The organism is Terriglobus tenax (genome assembly GCF_025685395.1).
In the GTDB taxonomy this organism is placed as follows: Bacteria; Acidobacteriota; Terriglobia; order Terriglobales; family Acidobacteriaceae; genus Terriglobus; species Terriglobus tenax.
The window spans coordinates 2241487-2259472 of sequence record NZ_JAGSYA010000004.1; the positions used below are offsets into that span (position 1 = coordinate 2241487).

A 17986-nucleotide genomic window follows, 5' to 3' on the forward strand; every position below is an offset into this window, starting at 1 on the left:
TTGTCCGCAGGTTTTCATCGTGTGAGGCGCATCACCGACTTCTCAAGCGCCTTCGCGGAGAATCTTCTTCATGAAGCGCTTGTTCAAGCTGGCGGCTTTGGGCATCGGCGGAGGAGTCGCCGTCGCGGGTTTAGCGTATGCCGGTCTGGCTGCATGGACATGGACCCACTACGGACACCCTGATCTTCCTAACGAAGCAACAGACTCTCTGGATACCCTGTTCCCTGCCTGGGATGTGCGCGAGCGGCTGAGTCTTGAGGTTGCGGCTCCCCCCGAAATCGTATTCCGCGCGGCCTGCTTTCTGCGGCTGCGCCAGATCCCTGCTGTCCGGGCCGTTTTTCGCACCCGGGAGCTGGCGTTGAGCGCCGAGCCTTCGCCACAATCCATGCTTTCTCTGGTGGAACAGGCACGGGCATGGGGTTGGGGTGTTTTATCTGAGAAACCGGGAGAGGAGATCATCTTCGGTGCGGTAACCCAGCCCTGGGAGGCCAATCCTGTCTTCCGTGCGCTGCCAGCGGAGTCATTTGCCGGCTTCCAGCAACCGGGCTTTGTGAAGATTGCCTGGACGCTTCGCGTCCAGCCAGCGCAACATGGCGCAAGGGTGGTCACGGAGACCCGGGTTACTTCCAACGACGAGGCTTCCCGCGCCCATTTCCGCACATACTGGGCCCTCGTCATGCCCGGAACCTACCTCATCCGCTGGTTCGCTCTTCGCGCTATCCGGAAACAGGCTGAGGATGCGTTCTCCAGACAACACCTCTCTTCGTAAGATGGTTCACAATCGTTGCTGTAGCGAGGAGTCAGAGAGATGGAGAACCCGGCACACACACTGACCACGATCCTGCCCTGCAACAACCTGGATGCTTCAGAGGCTTTCTACGCGCGGCTGGGGTTTCATCAACCGGGCCAGCCGTATCCGGGCTACCGCATCCTGGCCGACGGCAAAGGCGGCCATCTCCACCTGACCCAGGCCGTGGAAGGCTGGCTGGTGCCGCACCAGAGTCCCTTCGGACTCTATCTCTACACGCCCGATGTCGACGAATACGCCACACGCTTTCCGGATGAGATTCTTGGACCCACGGGAGCGCCGGAGGACAAGCCGTGGGGCATGTACGAGTTTGCGCTGTCGGACCCGGATGAACACCTGGTACGCATGGATGGCCGACCCGGCTGCGATAAGCTCGCCGGACGCATCCGCCGTGCGTCCCATACACTGATACTCAGTGTTTTCTATGAACCGTCTTCATCTCGTTTCCAGTCTCGTCCTGCTTGCCGGCGCCCTGGGGTGCCATGGGCAGAAGCTCTCGCCGGCGGAGTCGCGCCGCGTTGAGGTGCTCCTCCGCAACAAGTTCAACGTACCTGCCTATTACGACGTGACGGTGGGTGAGCGGAAGAAGTCGGATACTCCGGGTTTCGACTCCCTGACGGTGACCTTCACCAACCTGGAAGGAGATCCGTCCGCTGCCGCCGCCAAGAGCGCTGATTTTCTGCTTTCCACCGACGGAAAGACCCTGGCGCAGCTGACGCGCATGGACGTTCCGCAGGACCCCAGCGCGATCGTCAACGACGGCAACCGCCCCTCGCGCGGCGGCCCGGCAACCGCCCCGGTGCATATCGTCATCTACGACGACCTGCAGTGCCCCTTCTGCGCCCGCATGCATGAGCAGTTGTTCCCCGCCCTGCTGGAGCGCTACGGCGACAAGGTTCATGTGGTGTACAAGGACTTCCCGCTGGGCCAGCATCCCTGGGCCGTCCACGCCGCAGTAGACGCCAACTGCCTGGCAGCGCAGTCCGCGCCCGCTTACTGGGCACTGGTGGACAACATTCACGCCCGTTATGCGGATGTACCGCCGGTCAAGCCCACCATCGACAAGGACATCAAGCCCGAGGAAGCCCTGAAGCCCGCCACCGACCTGCTGGACAAGTGGACGCGCGACGAAGCGGTAAAGCAGAAAGCCGACCTGGGTAAGTTGAATGCCTGCATCGCCGGACAGGATAGCTCCGCCATTACCGCCTCCGTTAAAGAGGCTGACGCCCTGGGTGTGGACGCAACGCCACAACTATTCATTAACGGAGAGCGGCTTGCAGGTGCGCTTCCGCTCAAGTATGTCTATAAAATGATCGATGGCGCTCTGTTGGCCGCGGGTGTTCAGCCGCCGCCACCGTACGTCGAACCGCCCGCCGCCCAGAAGCCGGCCGGCAACTAAGCTGGAGATTAAAGGTCAACGTGCCAGGACTTACCAAGCAACATACGCTTACCGGGCTGCTTTTGTTGTCGCTGACCGTGGCTGGCTGCAATCGCCAGCCCGCTGCCGATGTGGTGGCCACCGTGAATGGCAAACCGATTGCCAAGTCGGACCTGGAGAAGTATTACAAGGGCCAGCTCGGCGATCAGCAGCAGACGCCATCGCAGGAACAGGCCGACTCCATGCGCCTGAACGTGCTTCGCAGCCTTATCGACGAGGAGATTCTGCAGCAGCGCGCCGCCAAGATGAACCTGACCGCCACCAATGAAGAGGTGGACGCGAAGGTGGCGGAGATGAAAGCCCCGGTCACCGAGGAGCAGTTCAACCAGCACCTGAAGGACTCCGGCCTGACGCTGGACGACCTGAAGCGTGATGTGCGCCGCTCCCTGACAACCGAAAAGCTGCTGAATAAGGAGATCAACTCGCGCATCAATGTCACCGATGGCGACGTCTCCAGCTACTACAACCAGCACAAGAACGAGTACAACCTGATCGAGACGCAGTACCACCTTGCGCAGATCATCGTGACCTCGCAGCCGGCCCAGCAGCCTCAGCAGATCTCAAACCTGCAGGCCAGCAAGGCGAATAACGACGGCGAGGCGCAGAAGAAGATCCAGGCGCTGAAGAACCGCCTGGACTCCGGCGAAGACTTCGGCACACTGGCCATGAACTTCTCTGAAAGCCCGCAGACGGCGCCCAATGGCGGCGACATGGGCTTCTTCTCCGAGTCGCAGCTGCGTTCGGACACGGAGCTGTTCAACTCCATCTCCAAGCTGAAGCCAGGCCAGGTGACGGCCGTCATTCCGGTGCCGGAAGGCCCGGGTTCGAAGCGCGCCGTCGGCTACGCCATCTTCAAGCTGGTATCGCGCGAACCCGCCGGCCAGCGCAGCCTGAACGACCCCGCTGTGCAGCAGGCCATCCGTCAGCAGTTGAAGGACGGCCGCTCGCAGTTGCTGAAAAACGCCTATTTTGAAATGCTGCGCGACGAAGCGAAGGTCAAAAACTACTTCGCCGAAACGGTCTTCAAGAACGAAGCCAAGTAACTGCAGCCGCAACGCGGCAGGGAAACAAATTGCGCTCCGCCCTTTTTTCCAGGTGCGGGGCGCATTTTCTTTTGCTACAGTTCGCCTACCTTGCCACTCCGGCTTCCGACGGTCGCCCGTTGCGCGATCGCATTCCTTCCTATGCCCGGGCGGCAGCATTCTGACTGGAGGCTTCCATGAAGGCAGGACAGGACTTCATTCGTTACGGGGCTCGCACCGAAGAGGAAATGGCTCCCGGGGAGCTCGACAAAGGCGTTCCCATTCTTCCCTGGCCAAGCCCCCCGCAACCTGACACGCACCTGTTCCAGTCCCTGCAGCCCCAGGGTAAAGAGAAGCCGGAGGACCAGCCGGAGCTGAAGCTTTCGGCCATCCTGGTCTGCCACGGCATGGGCCAGCAGGTACGCTATGAAACCATCAGCAGCGTTGCCCAGTGCCTGCAACAGGAAGCCGAAACCAGCGGTCACAACACGACAAATATCCAGGTGCGCCTGTTCCGGCAGGAGGAAGAAACCCTTGCCCGCGCCGAGTTCCGCTGGCTGGATGCGGCGGCCAACACCGTGCATGAGGTGCATGTCTATGAGGCCTACTGGGCTCCCCTGACCGAGGGCCGCATCAGCTTCTGGGAGACCATCACCTTTCTTACCGAAGCCGGCCTCGGCGGCCTCATGGCCACCCGCTTTGGTTTTCGCCGCACCTTTCAGCGCTGGATGTTTGGCGACCGCGTCAACCTGAAAGCAACTCCGTGGACATGGCTCTGGCTCCTTTTGATCCTCTTCCTGCTCGGCATTGTCTGCCTGTTCATCACCGTGGCCCTGGCGGCCGCGGCAGGCTGGATCAAGAGTTTGCCACTCAGCGGCTTTCCACCGCTGCGTCCGCATCAGTTCTGGGCCTGGCTGCAGCCTATGCTGCCAAAATCCGGCAAAGGGTTCGCGCAACTCGCGTTTCTACTGGGTGGCGCGGGAGTCGCCGCCTGGCTGAAGAATCTTATCGTGCAGTATGCCGGAGATGTGGCCGCCTACATCTCGCCCTACAAGGTGAGCAAGTTCAACGAGATTCGAAACCAGATCCGCAAGACCGGAATCGATGTTGCGAAGACCATCTATGGCTTTACCGCGCAGCCGCCGAGCGTGGTTCCCTACTATCCCAACGTACTGTTCGTCGGGCACTCGCTTGGCTCAGTGGTCGCGTACGACACGCTGAACTCCGCCATGAACCTGGACGTGCTGGACCCTGCCAACCAGCAGGATGTGCTGAACCGGACACGTGGCCTGATCACCTTTGGATCGCCACTGAACAAGACAGCGTTCCTGTTCCGCAACCAGGCCAGGAGGCCCGATGCCTGGGTACGGGAAAAGATCGCCGCGGCCATGCAGCCCATGATCGTGGACTACAGCAACCGCATCTTTCCGTGGATCAACCTGTGGTCGAAGATGGACATCATCAGCGGCTCGCTGTCTTACTACGATCGCGGCCCCGTGACCGTGCAGAACATCCAGGACCCCTCGGCCTGGATCCCGATCGCCGCGCACACGCAGTATTGGGAGGGCAAGCTTCTGCGGTCGACGCTCTTCAGTCTGCTCTAGCTATCGCGTCAGCCGCTGGATCAGCTCCGTATGCTGCGGAAAAGCCCGTAGCAGAGCCTCCCGGCTGCCCATCTCGAAGTCCGCGAAATCAAAGCCCGGAGCTACCGTGCACCCGACCAGCGCATAGGTTCCGGGCCACTTCAGCCGTGCTCCGAACCAGCACCCGGCAGGAACCCAGCCCTGCAGCATTTCTCCGGCAGGCAGGCTCTGGCCCAGGTACAGGTCTTCGTGGCGTCCGTCCGGGTGAATCACACTGACCACCAGCGTGTCGCCGGCGTAGAAGTGCCACACCTCGTCGGACTGGATGCGATGCAGCGCCGAGAACTCATTGCCGCTGAGCAGGAAGTAGATGGCCGTGGAGGCGGCACGCTGGCCGTGCGGTGTGGCCACCTTCGCGGCTGCCGCGTAGGTCTGCCGGAACCACCCGCCTTCGGGATGGCGCTCCAGCTTCAGATTCGTAACCAGTTCCTCGGCGGTCATTACAGCTTCTCGATTTTCGCCTCGGGGTGCTGCGCGTACTCGCACCACGAGCCGTCATAAAGGGCCACATGCTTGGCGCCGATCAGCTCCAGCCCGAAGGCAAGCACCGCCGCCGTCACGCCGGAGCCGCAGCTGGTGATGACGGGCTTCTTCTTGTCGACACCCTTAGACTCAAACAGGTCCTTCAACGCGTCCTTGGACTTGAAGCGGCCATTCTCCGTCAGCTCAAGGAAGGGGATGTTGGTCGCGCCCGGCATGTGGCCGGAGGAGATGGGGCGCGGCTCCGGCGCGGTACCGTCAAAGCGGCCCTTCGAGCGTGCGTCCAGGATCGTCTCTCCCGCGGCAATGGCCTGCTGCAGCTCATCAAAACCGACCACGGCGCCGGCGTCAAAACGCGGCGTAAACTTTGCGGGCTTGCAGGTGACGTAACCGGAGTGGGTCGCGTAACCGGCCTCCTCCCACGCCTTCAGGCCACCATCGAGGATGACAACATCCTCCGCTCCGAAGGTCTTCAGCATCCACCACGCACGCGGCGCGGAGAAGACGCCTTCCTGCTCATAGACCACGATGGTCATATCCGAGCCGGCGCCGAGGAACGAGACATACTTGGCAAACTCCCGCTCGTTGGGCAGCATGTGCGGCAGCGTAGTGGTGTGGTCTGAGATCTCGTCAATGTCAAAGAAAGCCGCACCCGGAATGTGCTTGGCCAGGTAGCGCGCGTGCGTGTCGACCGGCGGTGTCACACCGACCGGCGGAAGCGTTGCATCCAGCACGATGGTGCCGGGATCTTTCAGGCGCGAGTTCAACTGCTGCGGCGTAATCAGAAGGCTCATAGCGATTCCCATCTTAGATGCAACAAGGGGGTGGATCGATGATTTCTCTTCCGGTGCCCGCCCAGGGCTTGTATTCAAAAACTCCCTTGAGCGGGCTTTTCTTGTCACAGCAGCACTTTGTCCTCTCCACCGAATCGCATCGCGCGGAGTGGTGAGACAAGGGTTTCTGACATTCGACGATTCTGCCTAAGGCTTGCCGACGCCCTCTTCCACCACCAGTTCGTCGACGGCGATGCCCAGGGCAACTCCCAGGCGCCCGTAACCCTCCTGCCATGCCTCTGTCAGGCGCGGATCGTTTCGTACCTGGTCCAGAAGGTAGTTCCACACATTCTGGCTATCCCAGAAACGTACCTCGAAGGGAAGCTGACGGAAGCACTCGGCCATGGTGGTGACAAGCTGCAATATCTCCAGCGAAGGTGCCTCTGAGATCAGCGTGTCGCGCAGTTGTTCCATAGCCGCATGCATCCGTTTGCCGGCGGAGTAGCCAATCACCTGCGAGTCCAGTTGAATCTCGTCGGTCAGCGCCTGTTCCAGCAGGGCTGACAGGATCGCCGAATTGAACGGCTCCGCCTCCACGGCGTTGCGGATGGCAGCATTGAGGGCGAAGTTTGCCGTCAACGCCAGAGCGGGCGGCGTGGGCATGTTGCTCTGCCGGATGAAGTGCAGCAGCGAGGCGTGGTCCTGGTAGATGCGGCGCAGGCTCTCTTCCACCTCAGACAACGTCGTCGTCAGAATCGACTGCAGGATGCGGTGCTGTTCATCCGAGAACAGCGAACGCAGCGAGTAGCTGGTCAACGAACGGTCGTTATCAAAGAACGAATCGATGTTGCGGATGACATCCGGCAGGTTGGCCTGCGCCATCGCCCCGGAGACAGCCGTGGTAAAGGCATCGAACTCAGGCTGCTCGTCCGGCGCGAACGCACGCACGGCGGCGGAGAGGTTCTGGTCTCCGCCCAGGTGCAGCACGGCGAAAGCCACCGTCTCGCACTCGCCGGTCACACGGGAACGCACGTTGGCCGTGCCCACCGCCACCTTACCGCGGCCTGAGGAGAAGATACGGTACTGCTGCCGGCGAATGTCGTAGCAGAAGATGGAACCTTCTTCCGGATAGCTGCGGAAGATGGACGAAATCGCATAGTGCGCTCCCACCTGTTCCAGCCCGACACGCATGCCCAGCACCCAGCGGCGGTAGACCTGCGCACCGTCGCCCATCTCCGCGATGTTCGATTTGGCCAGCTTCAGGATCTCGAGGAAGTTGCCTTCCAGCGCCTTCCCCTTCTCCCCGAAGAGCTGGTAGGCAAGCTGCAGCACGCGGCCTGCGTAGGCGATGATCTGCACCGTCTCAATGCCGGAGATCTCATCGAAGAACCAGCCGCAGCTGGTATACATCAGCTGCGTGTGGCGCTGCAGTTCCAGCAGTTCAATCATGCGGATGCGTTCTTCGGCGGTCAGCTCCCGCGTGGCGTGCTCGTGGAAGAAGGCGTGGATGTTCTCCGGACTGCGGTTCAACACAACGTGAACATACGCATCGCGCGCCGCCCACAGGTCTTTCAGGTACGGCTTCGCGTACTCCTCTGCAAGCGGGTTCACGTTGTCGCGTACGTAGTCCAGCGCATCGCGCAGCGGAGCGCGCCACTCCTGGTTCCAGCCGGCGCGGCCGGTGTTGCAGCCGCAGTTGGAGCGCCAGCGCTCCACCCCATGCGCGCAGCTCCAGGAGGTGTTGTCGAAGATCTCCGCTTCCCACGTCGGCGGAAACTTCTCCAGGAACTCCCCGTAGTTGGTCAGCTTCGCCAGGCCCTGCTGCTCGATGTAGTGAAAGGCATAGGTCAGCGCCATCTCGCCATGGCGGTGGTGATGTCCGTAGCTTTCACCGTCGGTGGCAATATGCGCCAGTTGCGGACGGCGATCGTCCTCGCCGAGCTGCGGCAGCGAACCAACCACGCGGTTGGCAAAGGTCTCGCCGGAGTTCAGCAGTCCCTCAAACGCCACCGCGCGAGAGACAGGCCCATCGTAGAAGAAGACCGTGATGGTGCGGCCTTCGTCGAGCTTCACCAGATACGGCCGTGTCGGATCGACCTTCGCGTCCTTCGTATCGAACCACTCTGCTTCGGGATCGCCCTCCCTGGTCATGACGCGGACGCGCGCGCACTGCGCCGGAGCCAGCACCGTGAACTTGATGCCCTCCTGCGCCAGCATGTCCAGCACGCGACGGTTGGCGGCGGTTTCCGCCAGCCACATGCCCTCCGGGTCGCGGCCAAAACGGAAGCGGAAGTCGGTCTTGCCCCAGCGGATCTGCGTCAGGCAGTCGCGATCGTTCGCCAGCGGCATGATGATGTGGTTGTAGACCTGCGCCATGGCCGAACCGTGGCCGCTGAAGCGATCTGCCGAGATACGGTCCGCATCCAGAATCGTGCGATAGGTAAGCGGCGCAAAATCGGCCAGCCAGCTCAGCAGCGTTGGACCGAAGTTGAAGCTCATGCGCGAATAATTGTTGGTGATGCGCACGATCTGGTTGGCGGAGTTCACAATGCGCGAGGCTCCGTTGGTGGAGTAGCACTCGGCCGTAATGCGCTCATTCCAGTCGTGGTACGGGTGTGCGGACTCCTGCACCTCCACCGTCTCCAGCCATGGGTTCTCCCGCGGTGGCTGATAAAAGTGCCCATGCACGCAGACGTAGCGCTGGTGCTCCTCGGGCGAAGGCGAGACAGGGGTCACAACGGTCTCGGGGGGGGTAACTGTTTTCTTGATTTTGGCCATGCTCTCCGGTTCCTGCGGTTACATCTCGGGGTGGACGTGCAAGTCGTGGCGCGGGCGTACGGCACCGTTTTTACTAGTTTGCCTGACGATTGGATGCGCCAAAACACCAGGCAGAGTCAGCCGCAGCCGTAAGTGCAATCGCAAGCAGATATACAACGATGTTTTTGATGGAGAAATAACGTCCCAACAGCAGCTTGCCCGCCAGCGTCAGCCGGAAGGCATCCACATGCGGCTCCGGCACCAGCCGCGACAGCTCCACCAGCGTTGCGGCAATGCCTGCAATGCACGCCAGGGCAACAGGACGCAGCCGCGGCAGCAGCATCGCCACAAACCAGTACAGCGCCACCGCCCAAAAAGCGGAGCCCAGATACTTGCTCCAGAACCACGGCAGATGCAGCGGCGCATACCGCACGGCAAGGCCCACCGGAATGGTGAGCAGCAACAACAGCAGGCATGCGGTCACACGTTGCATCGTGTGGCTACTCTACCGCAGACCCCCATTTGGGATGGGGGCTGACCGTTATTTCGGCGTGGCCGTTGTGGGGTCAATGATGGTGGTAATTTCCGTGATCTTCGTCGCGGGAAATCCGCTCAGCTCCGCATGGCGACGAATCACCGCTTCATCCTTTGCCAGATAGATACAAAAGGTCTTGTCAGCGGCAACATAGGAGTGTACCCATTGAATGTCCGGACCAAGCTGTGCCAGCGCCGCATTCGATTGTGCCGACGCGTTGCAGAGCTGACCTTCATTCATGGAACCGACACCGGGAATTTCACGTTCAATGACATAGCGCTTCATCGTTGCTGCTCCTGATTCTTACTGCGTTGGTGTTTCCTGATCGAACCCAATCCTAAGGAAACCGAGCACGGCATAGGAAGAGGCAAACGGGCCAAAGTAGCACGGTGAAACAGCCAATGATTGATATCACCCTTTACTTCCCGCAAGGCATGTTTGCTTCCACGGCCATTGGGCCGATGGAGGTCTTTCGCCACAGCGGCAGTCTGTGGAACATCTGCCATGGCCAACCGGCAGAGACGCTGTTCCGCGTCACCACCGCATCGCTCGACGGCGGCCCCGTGGAATGCGATGGAGCCCTGCAGATTCACCCCAACGCATCAATCCACGACATTACAAACTCCGACCTGATCCTGATCCCCTCCACCGGCCTGGCGCTGGAGGATGTGGCCGAGCGGAACCGCGATGTTGTGCCCTGGCTGCACGCATGGCGGCAGCGCGGTACGGCCATTGCCGCTGTCTGCTCCGGCACGGGACTGCTGGCAGCCACCGGCATGCTGGACGGCAAGCGTGCCACCACGCACTGGGGACTCGCCGCCAGATTCCGCGAGCTGTACCCGCAGGTGCGCTGGACGCCGGAATGCATGGTCACCGAGGACGACAACCTGTTCTGCGGTGGAGGCGTACACGCCTCGCTGGACCTGAGCCTGTACCTGGTGGAGCGTTTCTGCGGACATGAAATTGCCCTGCAAAGCGCACGCGCCATGCTGATTGAAACCACGCGCGCCTGGCAGGCGGGCTTCGCCATCGCTCCGCTGAAGCTGGAGCACACGGACGCCAGTGTGCATCGCGCGCAGGAATGGATGCACGCGAACTTCCATCGCGGGTCTGCCATGGAAGCCGCACGTCACGCCGGCATGAGCGAGCGAAACTTCGCCCGCCGCTTCAAACTGGCTACCGGCGACTCTCCGCTGGAGTACCAGCAGAAGCTGCGCGTCTCCGCCGCCAAACGTCTGCTGGAGAACCCTTCTCTGACGATGGAAGAGGTCGGCCACGCCGTGGGCTACGGCGACCCGTCCTTCTTCCGCACCGTCTTTCATCGCTATGCCGGCTGCTCGCCTGCGGCTTACCGTAAGCGGTTGGCGATTGCGTCGTGAAGCGTACGGAAAACAACCACCTATAGCTCCCTCCACGGGGCGGATGCCCATAATCTTTCGGAATTTTAGTGGCCTTTCCTGCCGGTCAGATGAGAGGATTGCGGAAGCCCTCCCCTCTTCGCATTGCCTTGCTGCTCTTGCGTTCCGCTGCTCAGCGGGAGAGGCTTAAGCATTTTTAACGGCAAAGGAGAAAGCTGGCGGAATGGACATGCGGACACTGTTGCTGGAACGGACGTGCCTGCTCGCTTTCTGCACGTTGCTGGTCCTGGTGAACCTGCGAGGACACCGCGGAACCCGTGGCCTGCTGTGGTTTGCCGCCAGCAATGTTGGCTACCTTGTCGGCGGGGTTCTGATCGCAAGCCGTGCGTATCTGCCGGTATGGGTTGCCGTGGTACTGGCCAACCTGCTCTACAGCCTTGGTTATGCCATGCTGCATCGCAGCCTGACGGCATTTACCGGCGCCCGCCGATGGACCTGGTGGGCACAATGCATAGCCGTGGCGTTGTCCCTGACGCTGTGCACAACCTTCACGCTGATTGTTCCGGATATCCGCCTGCGGCTGGCGGGCATTGGCCTTGCAACCGGTCTGCAATTCGTCATTGCGGCCATGGCTGTGTTGCATGGACGGCATTCGCGCCTGCGCAGCCCCGTGCTCAGCCTGGCTTCGGTACTGCTCTTCTCAGCTGCGCTGAACCTGCTGCGGCCCCTTCTCACGCTGCTGTGGGGCACCACGCAACCCTACCTGCAGGCCGACGATATCCAGACCACGACCGTCATGCTGAACACCACGATCTTTGTGGCGATTGACCTGGCCTATCTCTGGCTCATCGCCACCTCCCTGCGCAGCGACATGCAGGTACAGGCGATGACCGATCCGTTGACTGGCGTGATGAACCGCCGCTCGCTGGAGACCGCTCTGGAGAGTGCTGTCCAGCGCTGCCGGCAGACCGGCCAGCCGCTCTCCATGATCATGATGGACCTGGACAACTTCAAGACGATCAACGACACGCTCGGCCACCGCGCCGGCGACCGTGCCCTGGTGTCTGTAACGCAGTGCCTGCGGGTCACCCTGCGAGACTCTGACACTGTGGCCAGGGTTGGCGGCGACGAGTTCGTGATCCTGCTGCCCAACTGCCCGCGCAACGGCGCCCACGAGATCGCCGAACGTCTGCGCGCCGCCATTGAGATGAAGACCCTGACGATGGGCCACCAGAGCGTCGCCATGAAAGCCAGCTTTGGCGTTGCCACGCTGGAACAATCGCACATCAGCGCCGAGATGCTGCTGATGGAGTGCGACCGCGCGCTCTATACCGCCAAACGTGTAGGCGGCAACTTTGTATACGTAATGAGCTGAAACAAATTAGCCCGGAGGCCAGTGCATGGCGCGTCCGCCCAGGATGTGCAGGTGCAGATGGCTGACCGTTTGGCCGCCGTCGGCGCCGGTGTTGATGACGGTGCGGAAACCGTTCGTAAGCCCTAACTGCGCGGCGATAGCCGGCACGGCATTCAGCAGCTGCGAAAGCGTTGCGGCGTCCTTGTCACTGGCATGCGCCAGTGAAGCGATGTGCTGCCTGGGAATCACGAGGACGTGCGTGGGAGCCTTTGGGTCAATATCGTGGAAAGCGAAGAGGTGTTCGTCCTCGTAGGCCTTCTTCGCAGGAATCTCGCCTGCGGCGATCTTGCAAAAGATGCAATCGGATGCCATGGAGGGATTGTAGATGGTTCCTGCTTGAATGTTTGAGCGCGTGGAGGCGGCCGATAACCTTGCACTCTCCCCCCAGGGACCATCCCATCATCCAACTATTTCTTGAAATACTGCGGCGTTTCTCCGGGCTTCCACGGGTCGTACACCGCGGCAAAGTTGGTGCGGAACCAGATAGGCGGGTGACCGTCGATCCAGAACTCCTCCAACGGATGCGGCCGCGGATCATCGAGCGACGTCTCCCCCAGTACCTGGAAGCTATGCACACCCACCTGCTGCGGGTCGGCAACAATGCCATGCACAACCTCCTGTCCATAGATATCCGCGTTGTGCTCCATCCGGCGGCTGATGCTGTTGCCAGCCGGGTCAGAAAGAAACATAAGCACGACTGTGACCAGCAGCAGCACCGGCGCAGAGCCCCAGTCCGCTTCGGAAGCAATCCCCCAGCGCACTCCATAGCGCCGCAGCAGGGCGCGCTCCGCCCATACGCCCACAGGCAGCAGCAGAAGCGTGATCAGCGCCGTGGCGGCCATGCCCAGCCACAGGTGCTGCATGACGTAGTGGCCCGTCTCATGGCCAAAGATGAATGCAATCTCGTCCGGCGTGGCGCGGGCAATGGTGGTATCCCACACGACGACGCGCTTGGACGCACCGACGCCGGTGACATACGCATTCAGACCGGTCACCTTGGCGCTGGCCTTCATCAGGAACATGCGCTCCGGTGGAATCGCCACACCGCTGCGCTGCACCACTTTTTCAAGCTGGGCCACAAGCGCGGGATTCGAGTTTTGCAATGGCTCAAACTCATTGAAGATGGGGTCAAGAAAGACCGGCGCGACAAAGACCAGGAAGACGATGCACGGCAGCATGGCAACCCACAGCCACAGCCACCACGTGCGCGGAAAACGACGGATCAGGGCGTACACGCCCAGCCCTACCAGGACGACGAGCGCCGTGGTCAGCCCCAGGCTCTTCGCCCAGTCCGCAAACCAGCTCGCCCAGCCCTGTACGGAGAGGCCGTAATACAGGCCCAGGTGATGCCCATACAGGCTCAGCGGCAGCTTGAGAACGGACACGCTGACCTGCATGCCCACCAGGAAGAACACGCCCTGCAGCCACCGTGTGCGTACCCCGGCAGCCAGGCCGCGAACTCTGCGGAAGTAGCCGGTCGACAGCAGAAGCAGCAGAATCGCAAGACTCAGCGCAGGCGACAGCAGGTACAACACGATGCCCTGGCGATGCAGCGCTATCGCCTTCTGCATCGTGGCCGGCGGCAAGGTATAGCGCAGGGTGCCGGAGCGGGCAGCCTGCTCAGCGGCAAGGACGGTGGGTGTCGCCGCATGGGCAGGAACAAGGGAAAGCGCGAACAGCGCAACAAAGAGCCAGCTCAGACGTCGAAGAGTCATCAGGGGTTTTGCCTGTCCGTCAGGGTGTTGCGATTGTTGCACCGTGGCCAACACGGCGCAAGCGGCGGGCCGCGAATTCCGATACACTCGCTTTTCACACGGCCATCTATGCTCTTGAAGTCAATTTGCACGCTCCTGGCAACCGCATCGGCGGTCGCTCCTCCCTATGCCCTGGCTGCAGCACCGCAGCCCTCCGTTCTGCTGGACACCATGCATGCGGAGCTGGACCGCGCCATGCACTCACTGGGCAAAGGCGAGCAGCAGCCCGCACCGTACTTCATCTCGTATGAAGTCGCGGATGCCTCCTCGCTGAACCTGGTGGCGCAATACGGCGCCATTGTCACCGCCGGACAGGGCCACCGCCGCATTGCCGATGTACAGGTACGCATTGGCACACCGGAGCTGGACAATACGCACGGCGAGCACCGCATCTCGGCTCTGACGACGATCACCCTGCCGCTGACCGACGACAAGGAAGCCCTTGCGCGCTCACTCTGGTTTGCCACCAACCGCGGCTACGGCAAGGCCCTCGACGGCTACCTGAAGGTGAAGACCGAGACACAGGTGCGTGCCAAGGAGGAGGATGCATCGCCCGACTTCTCCGTGGAGAAGTCCACCGATGCCGAGGCAAAGGCGGCGCCCGCGCTCACCGCCGACATGGAAGCGTGGAAGGCGCGCCTGCGCGAGATCTCTGCCGGCTTCAAACCTTACCGGAACATCTTCTTCAACTATGCCGCCCTCTCGGCATCAAGCGAGACCGACTACTTCACCTCCAGCGAAGGCACGCGCATCGCAAACCCCTACACCACGGCACGGCTTGTGGTGGTCGCGCGTGCCCGCGCCGACGACGGCATGGACCTGTTCCGTGTGGAGACCTTTGAGGCCGACTCGCTCGCGCATTTGCCTGACCAGAAGGCTGTGCTGGAGAAGCTGACCGCCCTGGCGAAAAACCTCGAGGCCCTGCGCACAGCCCCTGTCACGCAGCCATTCAATGGACCCGCCATTCTCTCGGGACGCGCCTCCGCGGTCTTCTTTCACGAGGTGCTCGGGCACCGGCTGGAAGGCCAGCGTCAGCGCGGCGATGAAGAAGGACAGACCTTTACCAAGTCGCTCGGCAAGCCCATCCTTCCCAGCTTCCTTTCCGTTGCCGATGACCCAACCATTGCGCAGTTGAATGGCGTTCCGCTGAACGGGCATTACAACTTCGATGACGAAGGCCAGCCGGCGCAACGTGTCGATCTGATTCAGGCAGGTGTGCTGAAGACCTTCCTGATGTCGCGGCTCCCGATTGCCTCGGTCGCCACCAGCAACGGCCACGGCCGCGCGCAGACGGGCCGCATGCCTGCCGGTCGACAGGGCAACCTGATCGTCACCTCCACGAAGACCGTAAAGGACGCCGAGCTGCGCCAGATGCTGATTGCCGAAGCCAAGAAACAGGGCAAGCCTTACGGTCTCTTCTTTGAAGACATCTCCTCCGGCTTCGCCGTCACCACACGCCGCTCTCCGCAGGCCTTCCAGGTCATTCCACTGGTGGTCTATCGCGTGTATGTCGACGGACGCCCGGACGAACTGGTACGCGGTGTTTCCATCGTTGGCACCCCGCAGGCCGCTCTGAACCGCATTCTCGCCACCGGTGACCACCAGGAGATCTTCAACGGCGAGTGCGGCGCGGAGTCAGGCTCGGTTCCCGTCTCTGCCGTCGCTCCGGCCATGCTGGTCAGCGAGATTGAAACACAGCGCCAGCAGCAGGGCACCGCGCGGCCACCCATCCTTCCGCCTCCGGGCTTCGACGAGGAGGCAAAGTAAATGACGATGCGCACCATGTTCTTCAAAATGTTTTCTAATTCCGGGTGCCCCACCCTCGCATCGCTGACGTGGGCGGTGTGCGTTGTTGCCGGCTCTGCCTCCGCATACGCGCAGCAGGCCGATCCCATGCTCACGGCCATGCAGAAAGAGATGCAGCGCAGCCAGCAGAAGCTGATGCTTCCCGGCATGCTGCGGCCTTACTTCATGGAGTACCGCCTGGAAGACGTAGCAGAGTTCCAGGCCGACGCCAGCTTTGGAGCGTTGACCAACCAATCGGAAAACCACCAGCGCTATGTACGCGTGCAGATTCGCGTGGGCAGCTACAAGTCAGACAACTCCAGCGCGCGCGGCGAGGGCGTGGTGCAGATTGCACCGATGGATGAGAACCCTGAGGCGCTGCGCTACGCGCTCTGGTTCGCCACCGATGAAGCCTACAAGGCCGCGTTGAATGCCTACTCGCGCAAGCAGGCCGACCTGAAGCGATTTGAAACACCGCCTACCGCCGATGACTTCTCGCCCGCAAAGCCGGTGACAAAGATTGAGCCTCTGGTGAAGCTCGACATCGATCGCGACGAATGGAAACGCCGCGTCACCGAAGCCAGCGGGCTATACGCCACCGACGCACGCGTGAAGGAGTTCGCGCAGCAGATTCAGTACTCCAACTCCAGCGTCCGCGGACTGGCCGTAAACCGCTACCTGGTGAACACGGACGGCACCGCCGTACGCAACGGATACACGGCCTGCTCCGCCGCAATAAGCGTGGGCACGCAGGCGCCGGACGGCATGCGGCTCTCGCGCGACAACGGCCCCGTGGCGTCGTTGGCAAAAGATCTTGACTCCGCCGCAGCTTTCAAACAGCGCGTGGTGGACGACCTGCTGAGCCTGCACGACCTGCAGAAGGCTCCCGTTGTCATGGCCGAGGATTATCACGGCCCGGTGCTGTTCAGCGGCGATGCGGCAACCGATGTGCTGAACCGCCTCTTCGTTCCGCACGTGGAGGCAGACAAGCCGGACGCCGGCACCCTGGCACGCACGCAGGGCGCCTTCTCCTCCAGCTGGAAGCAGCGCGTTCTGCCGGATTTCTTTGACGTGAAGGACGATCCTTCCATGAAGACCTTCCAGGGAACCTCCCTGGTGGGAGCCTATGACATGGACGACGAAGGCGTGCCCGCACAGCCGGTACAACTGGTGTCCAAGGGCATTCTGCAGAACTACCTTGTCAACCGCGAGCCGGTGAAAGATTTTCCGGAATCGAACGGCCACGGCCGTGCCGCAATCGGCCGCCGCGCCGAGTCGCACTCCGGCGTGATGATCTTCACGCCGACAAAGACGACTCCGGCTAAAGATCTGGAGAAGAAGATCGTCGCCCTGGCGGAGGAGCAGAACCGTCCCTTCGTCTACATCGCGGAGACGATGGGTGGCGACCTTGTACCCCGTGTGCTCTATCGCGTAACGCCGGACGGCAAACGGGAACTGGTGCGTGGCGCGGTCTTCGATGAACTGGACCAGCGCAGCCTGCGCAGCGATATTACCGCGGCGGGTGACGACCCCTTCGTGCAGAACTCGCTCTCTCCGCTGCCGCAAACCACCATTGCGCCCTCGCTGCTGTTCGGCGACATCGCCGTAAAACGCGCACAGGCAGAACAGCAGAAGCTGCCCTACTACGCTCCACCGAAGTAAGCTGAGAGAACCATGCACCTTGATCCGCAACTGATGCGCACCATCGCCCTCGCCTTCTTCATCCTGCTGGTCTTCTCCAGCCGTATGAGCAAGGGTTCTGTAAAGCAGACACCGGAAGGTCCTGCCTTTCCTATCAAGCCGCTGTTCGCCATCTCGCGCTGGCTGCTGCTGATTGTGTACATCGGCCTGGTCGCTTCTCTTTCCATCATGCACGTCAGCAAGGTGCCGCCGGTTTGGGTGCTCGCCATCCTTGTCGCTGTCATCGCTCTGGTCGTCTCGCGCATGCCGGGCACCATTGTGCTGACTCCGACTGCTGTGGTCCAGCGCTTCTGGTTCTTCAAGGAAAAGCAGATTCCCTATATCGAAGTGATGGCGGTCAGCGTCTCACAGGCAGGGCGCGCCACACGCGTCATGGGTTCCAACCGGGTCACCATTTTGCATACTCCCAACCACTCCGCGGCCGAAGCCTTCCGCAGCGAACTGGAATTGCGGACCGGCAAAAAAGCTGTGCTGTAAACAGACCCTCGAACTTTCTATCCGCGGTCTGCGTAACTTGC

General features: G+C 61.6%; 17 protein-coding genes. 10 read left to right on the forward strand and 7 right to left on the reverse strand.

The window, feature by feature from the left end:
- Nucleotides 1-70 precede the first annotated feature (70 nt).
- From OHL13_RS14910 to OHL13_RS14930, 5 genes are all read left to right on the forward strand, one after another.
- A complete protein-coding gene (locus OHL13_RS14910) occupies nucleotides 71-769 on the forward strand; it encodes a hypothetical protein (protein WP_263410917.1) in 699 nt (232 codons plus the stop codon).
- 39 nt (nucleotides 770-808) lie between these two features.
- On the forward strand, nucleotides 809-1330 hold the full coding sequence (locus OHL13_RS14915) for a VOC family protein (protein WP_263410918.1): 522 nt from the start codon (nucleotides 809-811) through the stop codon (nucleotides 1328-1330).
- Nucleotides 1233-2207 carry a DsbA family protein gene (locus tag OHL13_RS14920; RefSeq protein ID WP_263410919.1) on the forward strand — a complete coding sequence of 325 codons (975 nt, stop codon included), beginning with the start codon at nucleotides 1233-1235 and terminating at the stop codon, nucleotides 2205-2207. The genes OHL13_RS14915 and OHL13_RS14920 overlap by 98 nt, the downstream gene beginning before the upstream one ends.
- Nucleotides 2208-2227: 20 nt before the next feature.
- A complete protein-coding gene (locus OHL13_RS14925) occupies nucleotides 2228-3289 on the forward strand; it encodes a SurA N-terminal domain-containing protein (RefSeq protein WP_263410920.1) in 1062 nt (353 codons plus the stop codon).
- A 176-nt stretch (nucleotides 3290-3465) separates the two neighbouring features.
- Nucleotides 3466-4872 carry a hypothetical protein gene (locus tag OHL13_RS14930; RefSeq protein ID WP_263410921.1) on the forward strand — a complete coding sequence of 469 codons (1407 nt, stop codon included), beginning with the start codon at nucleotides 3466-3468 and terminating at the stop codon, nucleotides 4870-4872.
- On the opposite strand, the gene OHL13_RS14935 is transcribed toward OHL13_RS14930, so the two are convergent.
- The 5 genes from OHL13_RS14935 to OHL13_RS14955 form a co-directional block, all read right to left on the reverse strand.
- On the reverse strand, nucleotides 4873-5352 hold the full coding sequence (locus OHL13_RS14935) for a cupin domain-containing protein (protein WP_263410922.1): 480 nt from the start codon (nucleotides 5350-5352) through the stop codon (nucleotides 4873-4875). It abuts the gene before it with no gap.
- Nucleotides 5352-6185, reverse strand: a complete 834-nt coding sequence (sseA, locus tag OHL13_RS14940; protein WP_263410923.1) for a 3-mercaptopyruvate sulfurtransferase — start codon at nucleotides 6183-6185, stop codon at nucleotides 5352-5354. The genes OHL13_RS14935 and sseA overlap by 1 nt, the downstream gene beginning before the upstream one ends.
- Before the next feature lie 186 nt (nucleotides 6186-6371).
- Nucleotides 6372-8942: a DUF3536 domain-containing protein gene (locus OHL13_RS14945; protein ID WP_263410924.1), complete on the reverse strand. Its 2571-nt coding sequence runs from the start codon at nucleotides 8940-8942 to the stop codon at nucleotides 6372-6374.
- Nucleotides 8943-9015: 73 nt separating this feature from the next.
- Entirely contained in the window at nucleotides 9016-9414 is a 399-nt protein-coding gene (locus OHL13_RS14950; RefSeq protein WP_263410925.1) for a ribosomal maturation YjgA family protein, read from the reverse strand.
- Nucleotides 9415-9462: 48 nt separating this feature from the next.
- Nucleotides 9463-9741, reverse strand: a complete 279-nt coding sequence (locus OHL13_RS14955) for a DUF4242 domain-containing protein (RefSeq protein WP_263410926.1) — start codon at nucleotides 9739-9741, stop codon at nucleotides 9463-9465.
- Between the two features lie 116 nt (nucleotides 9742-9857).
- On the opposite strand from OHL13_RS14955, the gene OHL13_RS14960 reads away from it, so the two are divergent.
- Nucleotides 9858-10835, forward strand: coding sequence for a GlxA family transcriptional regulator (locus OHL13_RS14960; RefSeq protein ID WP_263410927.1), 978 nt, complete (start codon nucleotides 9858-9860; stop codon nucleotides 10833-10835).
- A 202-nt stretch (nucleotides 10836-11037) separates the two neighbouring features.
- Nucleotides 11038-12189, forward strand: coding sequence for a GGDEF domain-containing protein (locus tag OHL13_RS14965; protein ID WP_263410928.1), 1152 nt, complete (start codon nucleotides 11038-11040; stop codon nucleotides 12187-12189).
- A gap of 6 nt (nucleotides 12190-12195) precedes the next feature.
- Here OHL13_RS14965 and OHL13_RS14970 read toward each other — a convergent pair whose 3' ends face one another.
- Nucleotides 12196-12540, reverse strand: coding sequence for a histidine triad nucleotide-binding protein (locus OHL13_RS14970; protein WP_263410929.1), 345 nt, complete (start codon nucleotides 12538-12540; stop codon nucleotides 12196-12198).
- Between the two features lie 95 nt (nucleotides 12541-12635).
- Nucleotides 12636-13943: a M48 family metalloprotease gene (locus OHL13_RS14975; protein WP_263410930.1), complete on the reverse strand. Its 1308-nt coding sequence runs from the start codon at nucleotides 13941-13943 to the stop codon at nucleotides 12636-12638.
- A gap of 108 nt (nucleotides 13944-14051) precedes the next feature.
- Here OHL13_RS14975 and OHL13_RS14980 point away from each other — a divergent pair, with 108 nt between their 5' ends.
- Genes OHL13_RS14980 through OHL13_RS14990 form a run of 3 tightly spaced genes read left to right on the forward strand, consistent with a single transcriptional unit; the run spans nucleotide 14052 to nucleotide 17945 of the window.
- A complete protein-coding gene (locus tag OHL13_RS14980; RefSeq protein WP_399255857.1) occupies nucleotides 14052-15749 on the forward strand; it encodes a TldD/PmbA family protein in 1698 nt (565 codons plus the stop codon).
- Nucleotides 15750-17429 carry a metallopeptidase TldD-related protein gene (locus tag OHL13_RS14985; protein WP_263410932.1) on the forward strand — a complete coding sequence of 560 codons (1680 nt, stop codon included), beginning with the start codon at nucleotides 15750-15752 and terminating at the stop codon, nucleotides 17427-17429.
- A 12-nt stretch (nucleotides 17430-17441) separates the two neighbouring features.
- Complete coding sequence (locus OHL13_RS14990; protein ID WP_263410933.1) at nucleotides 17442-17945, forward strand: hypothetical protein; 504 nt, start codon at nucleotides 17442-17444, stop codon at nucleotides 17943-17945.
- Nucleotides 17946-17986: the final 41 nt, after the last annotated feature.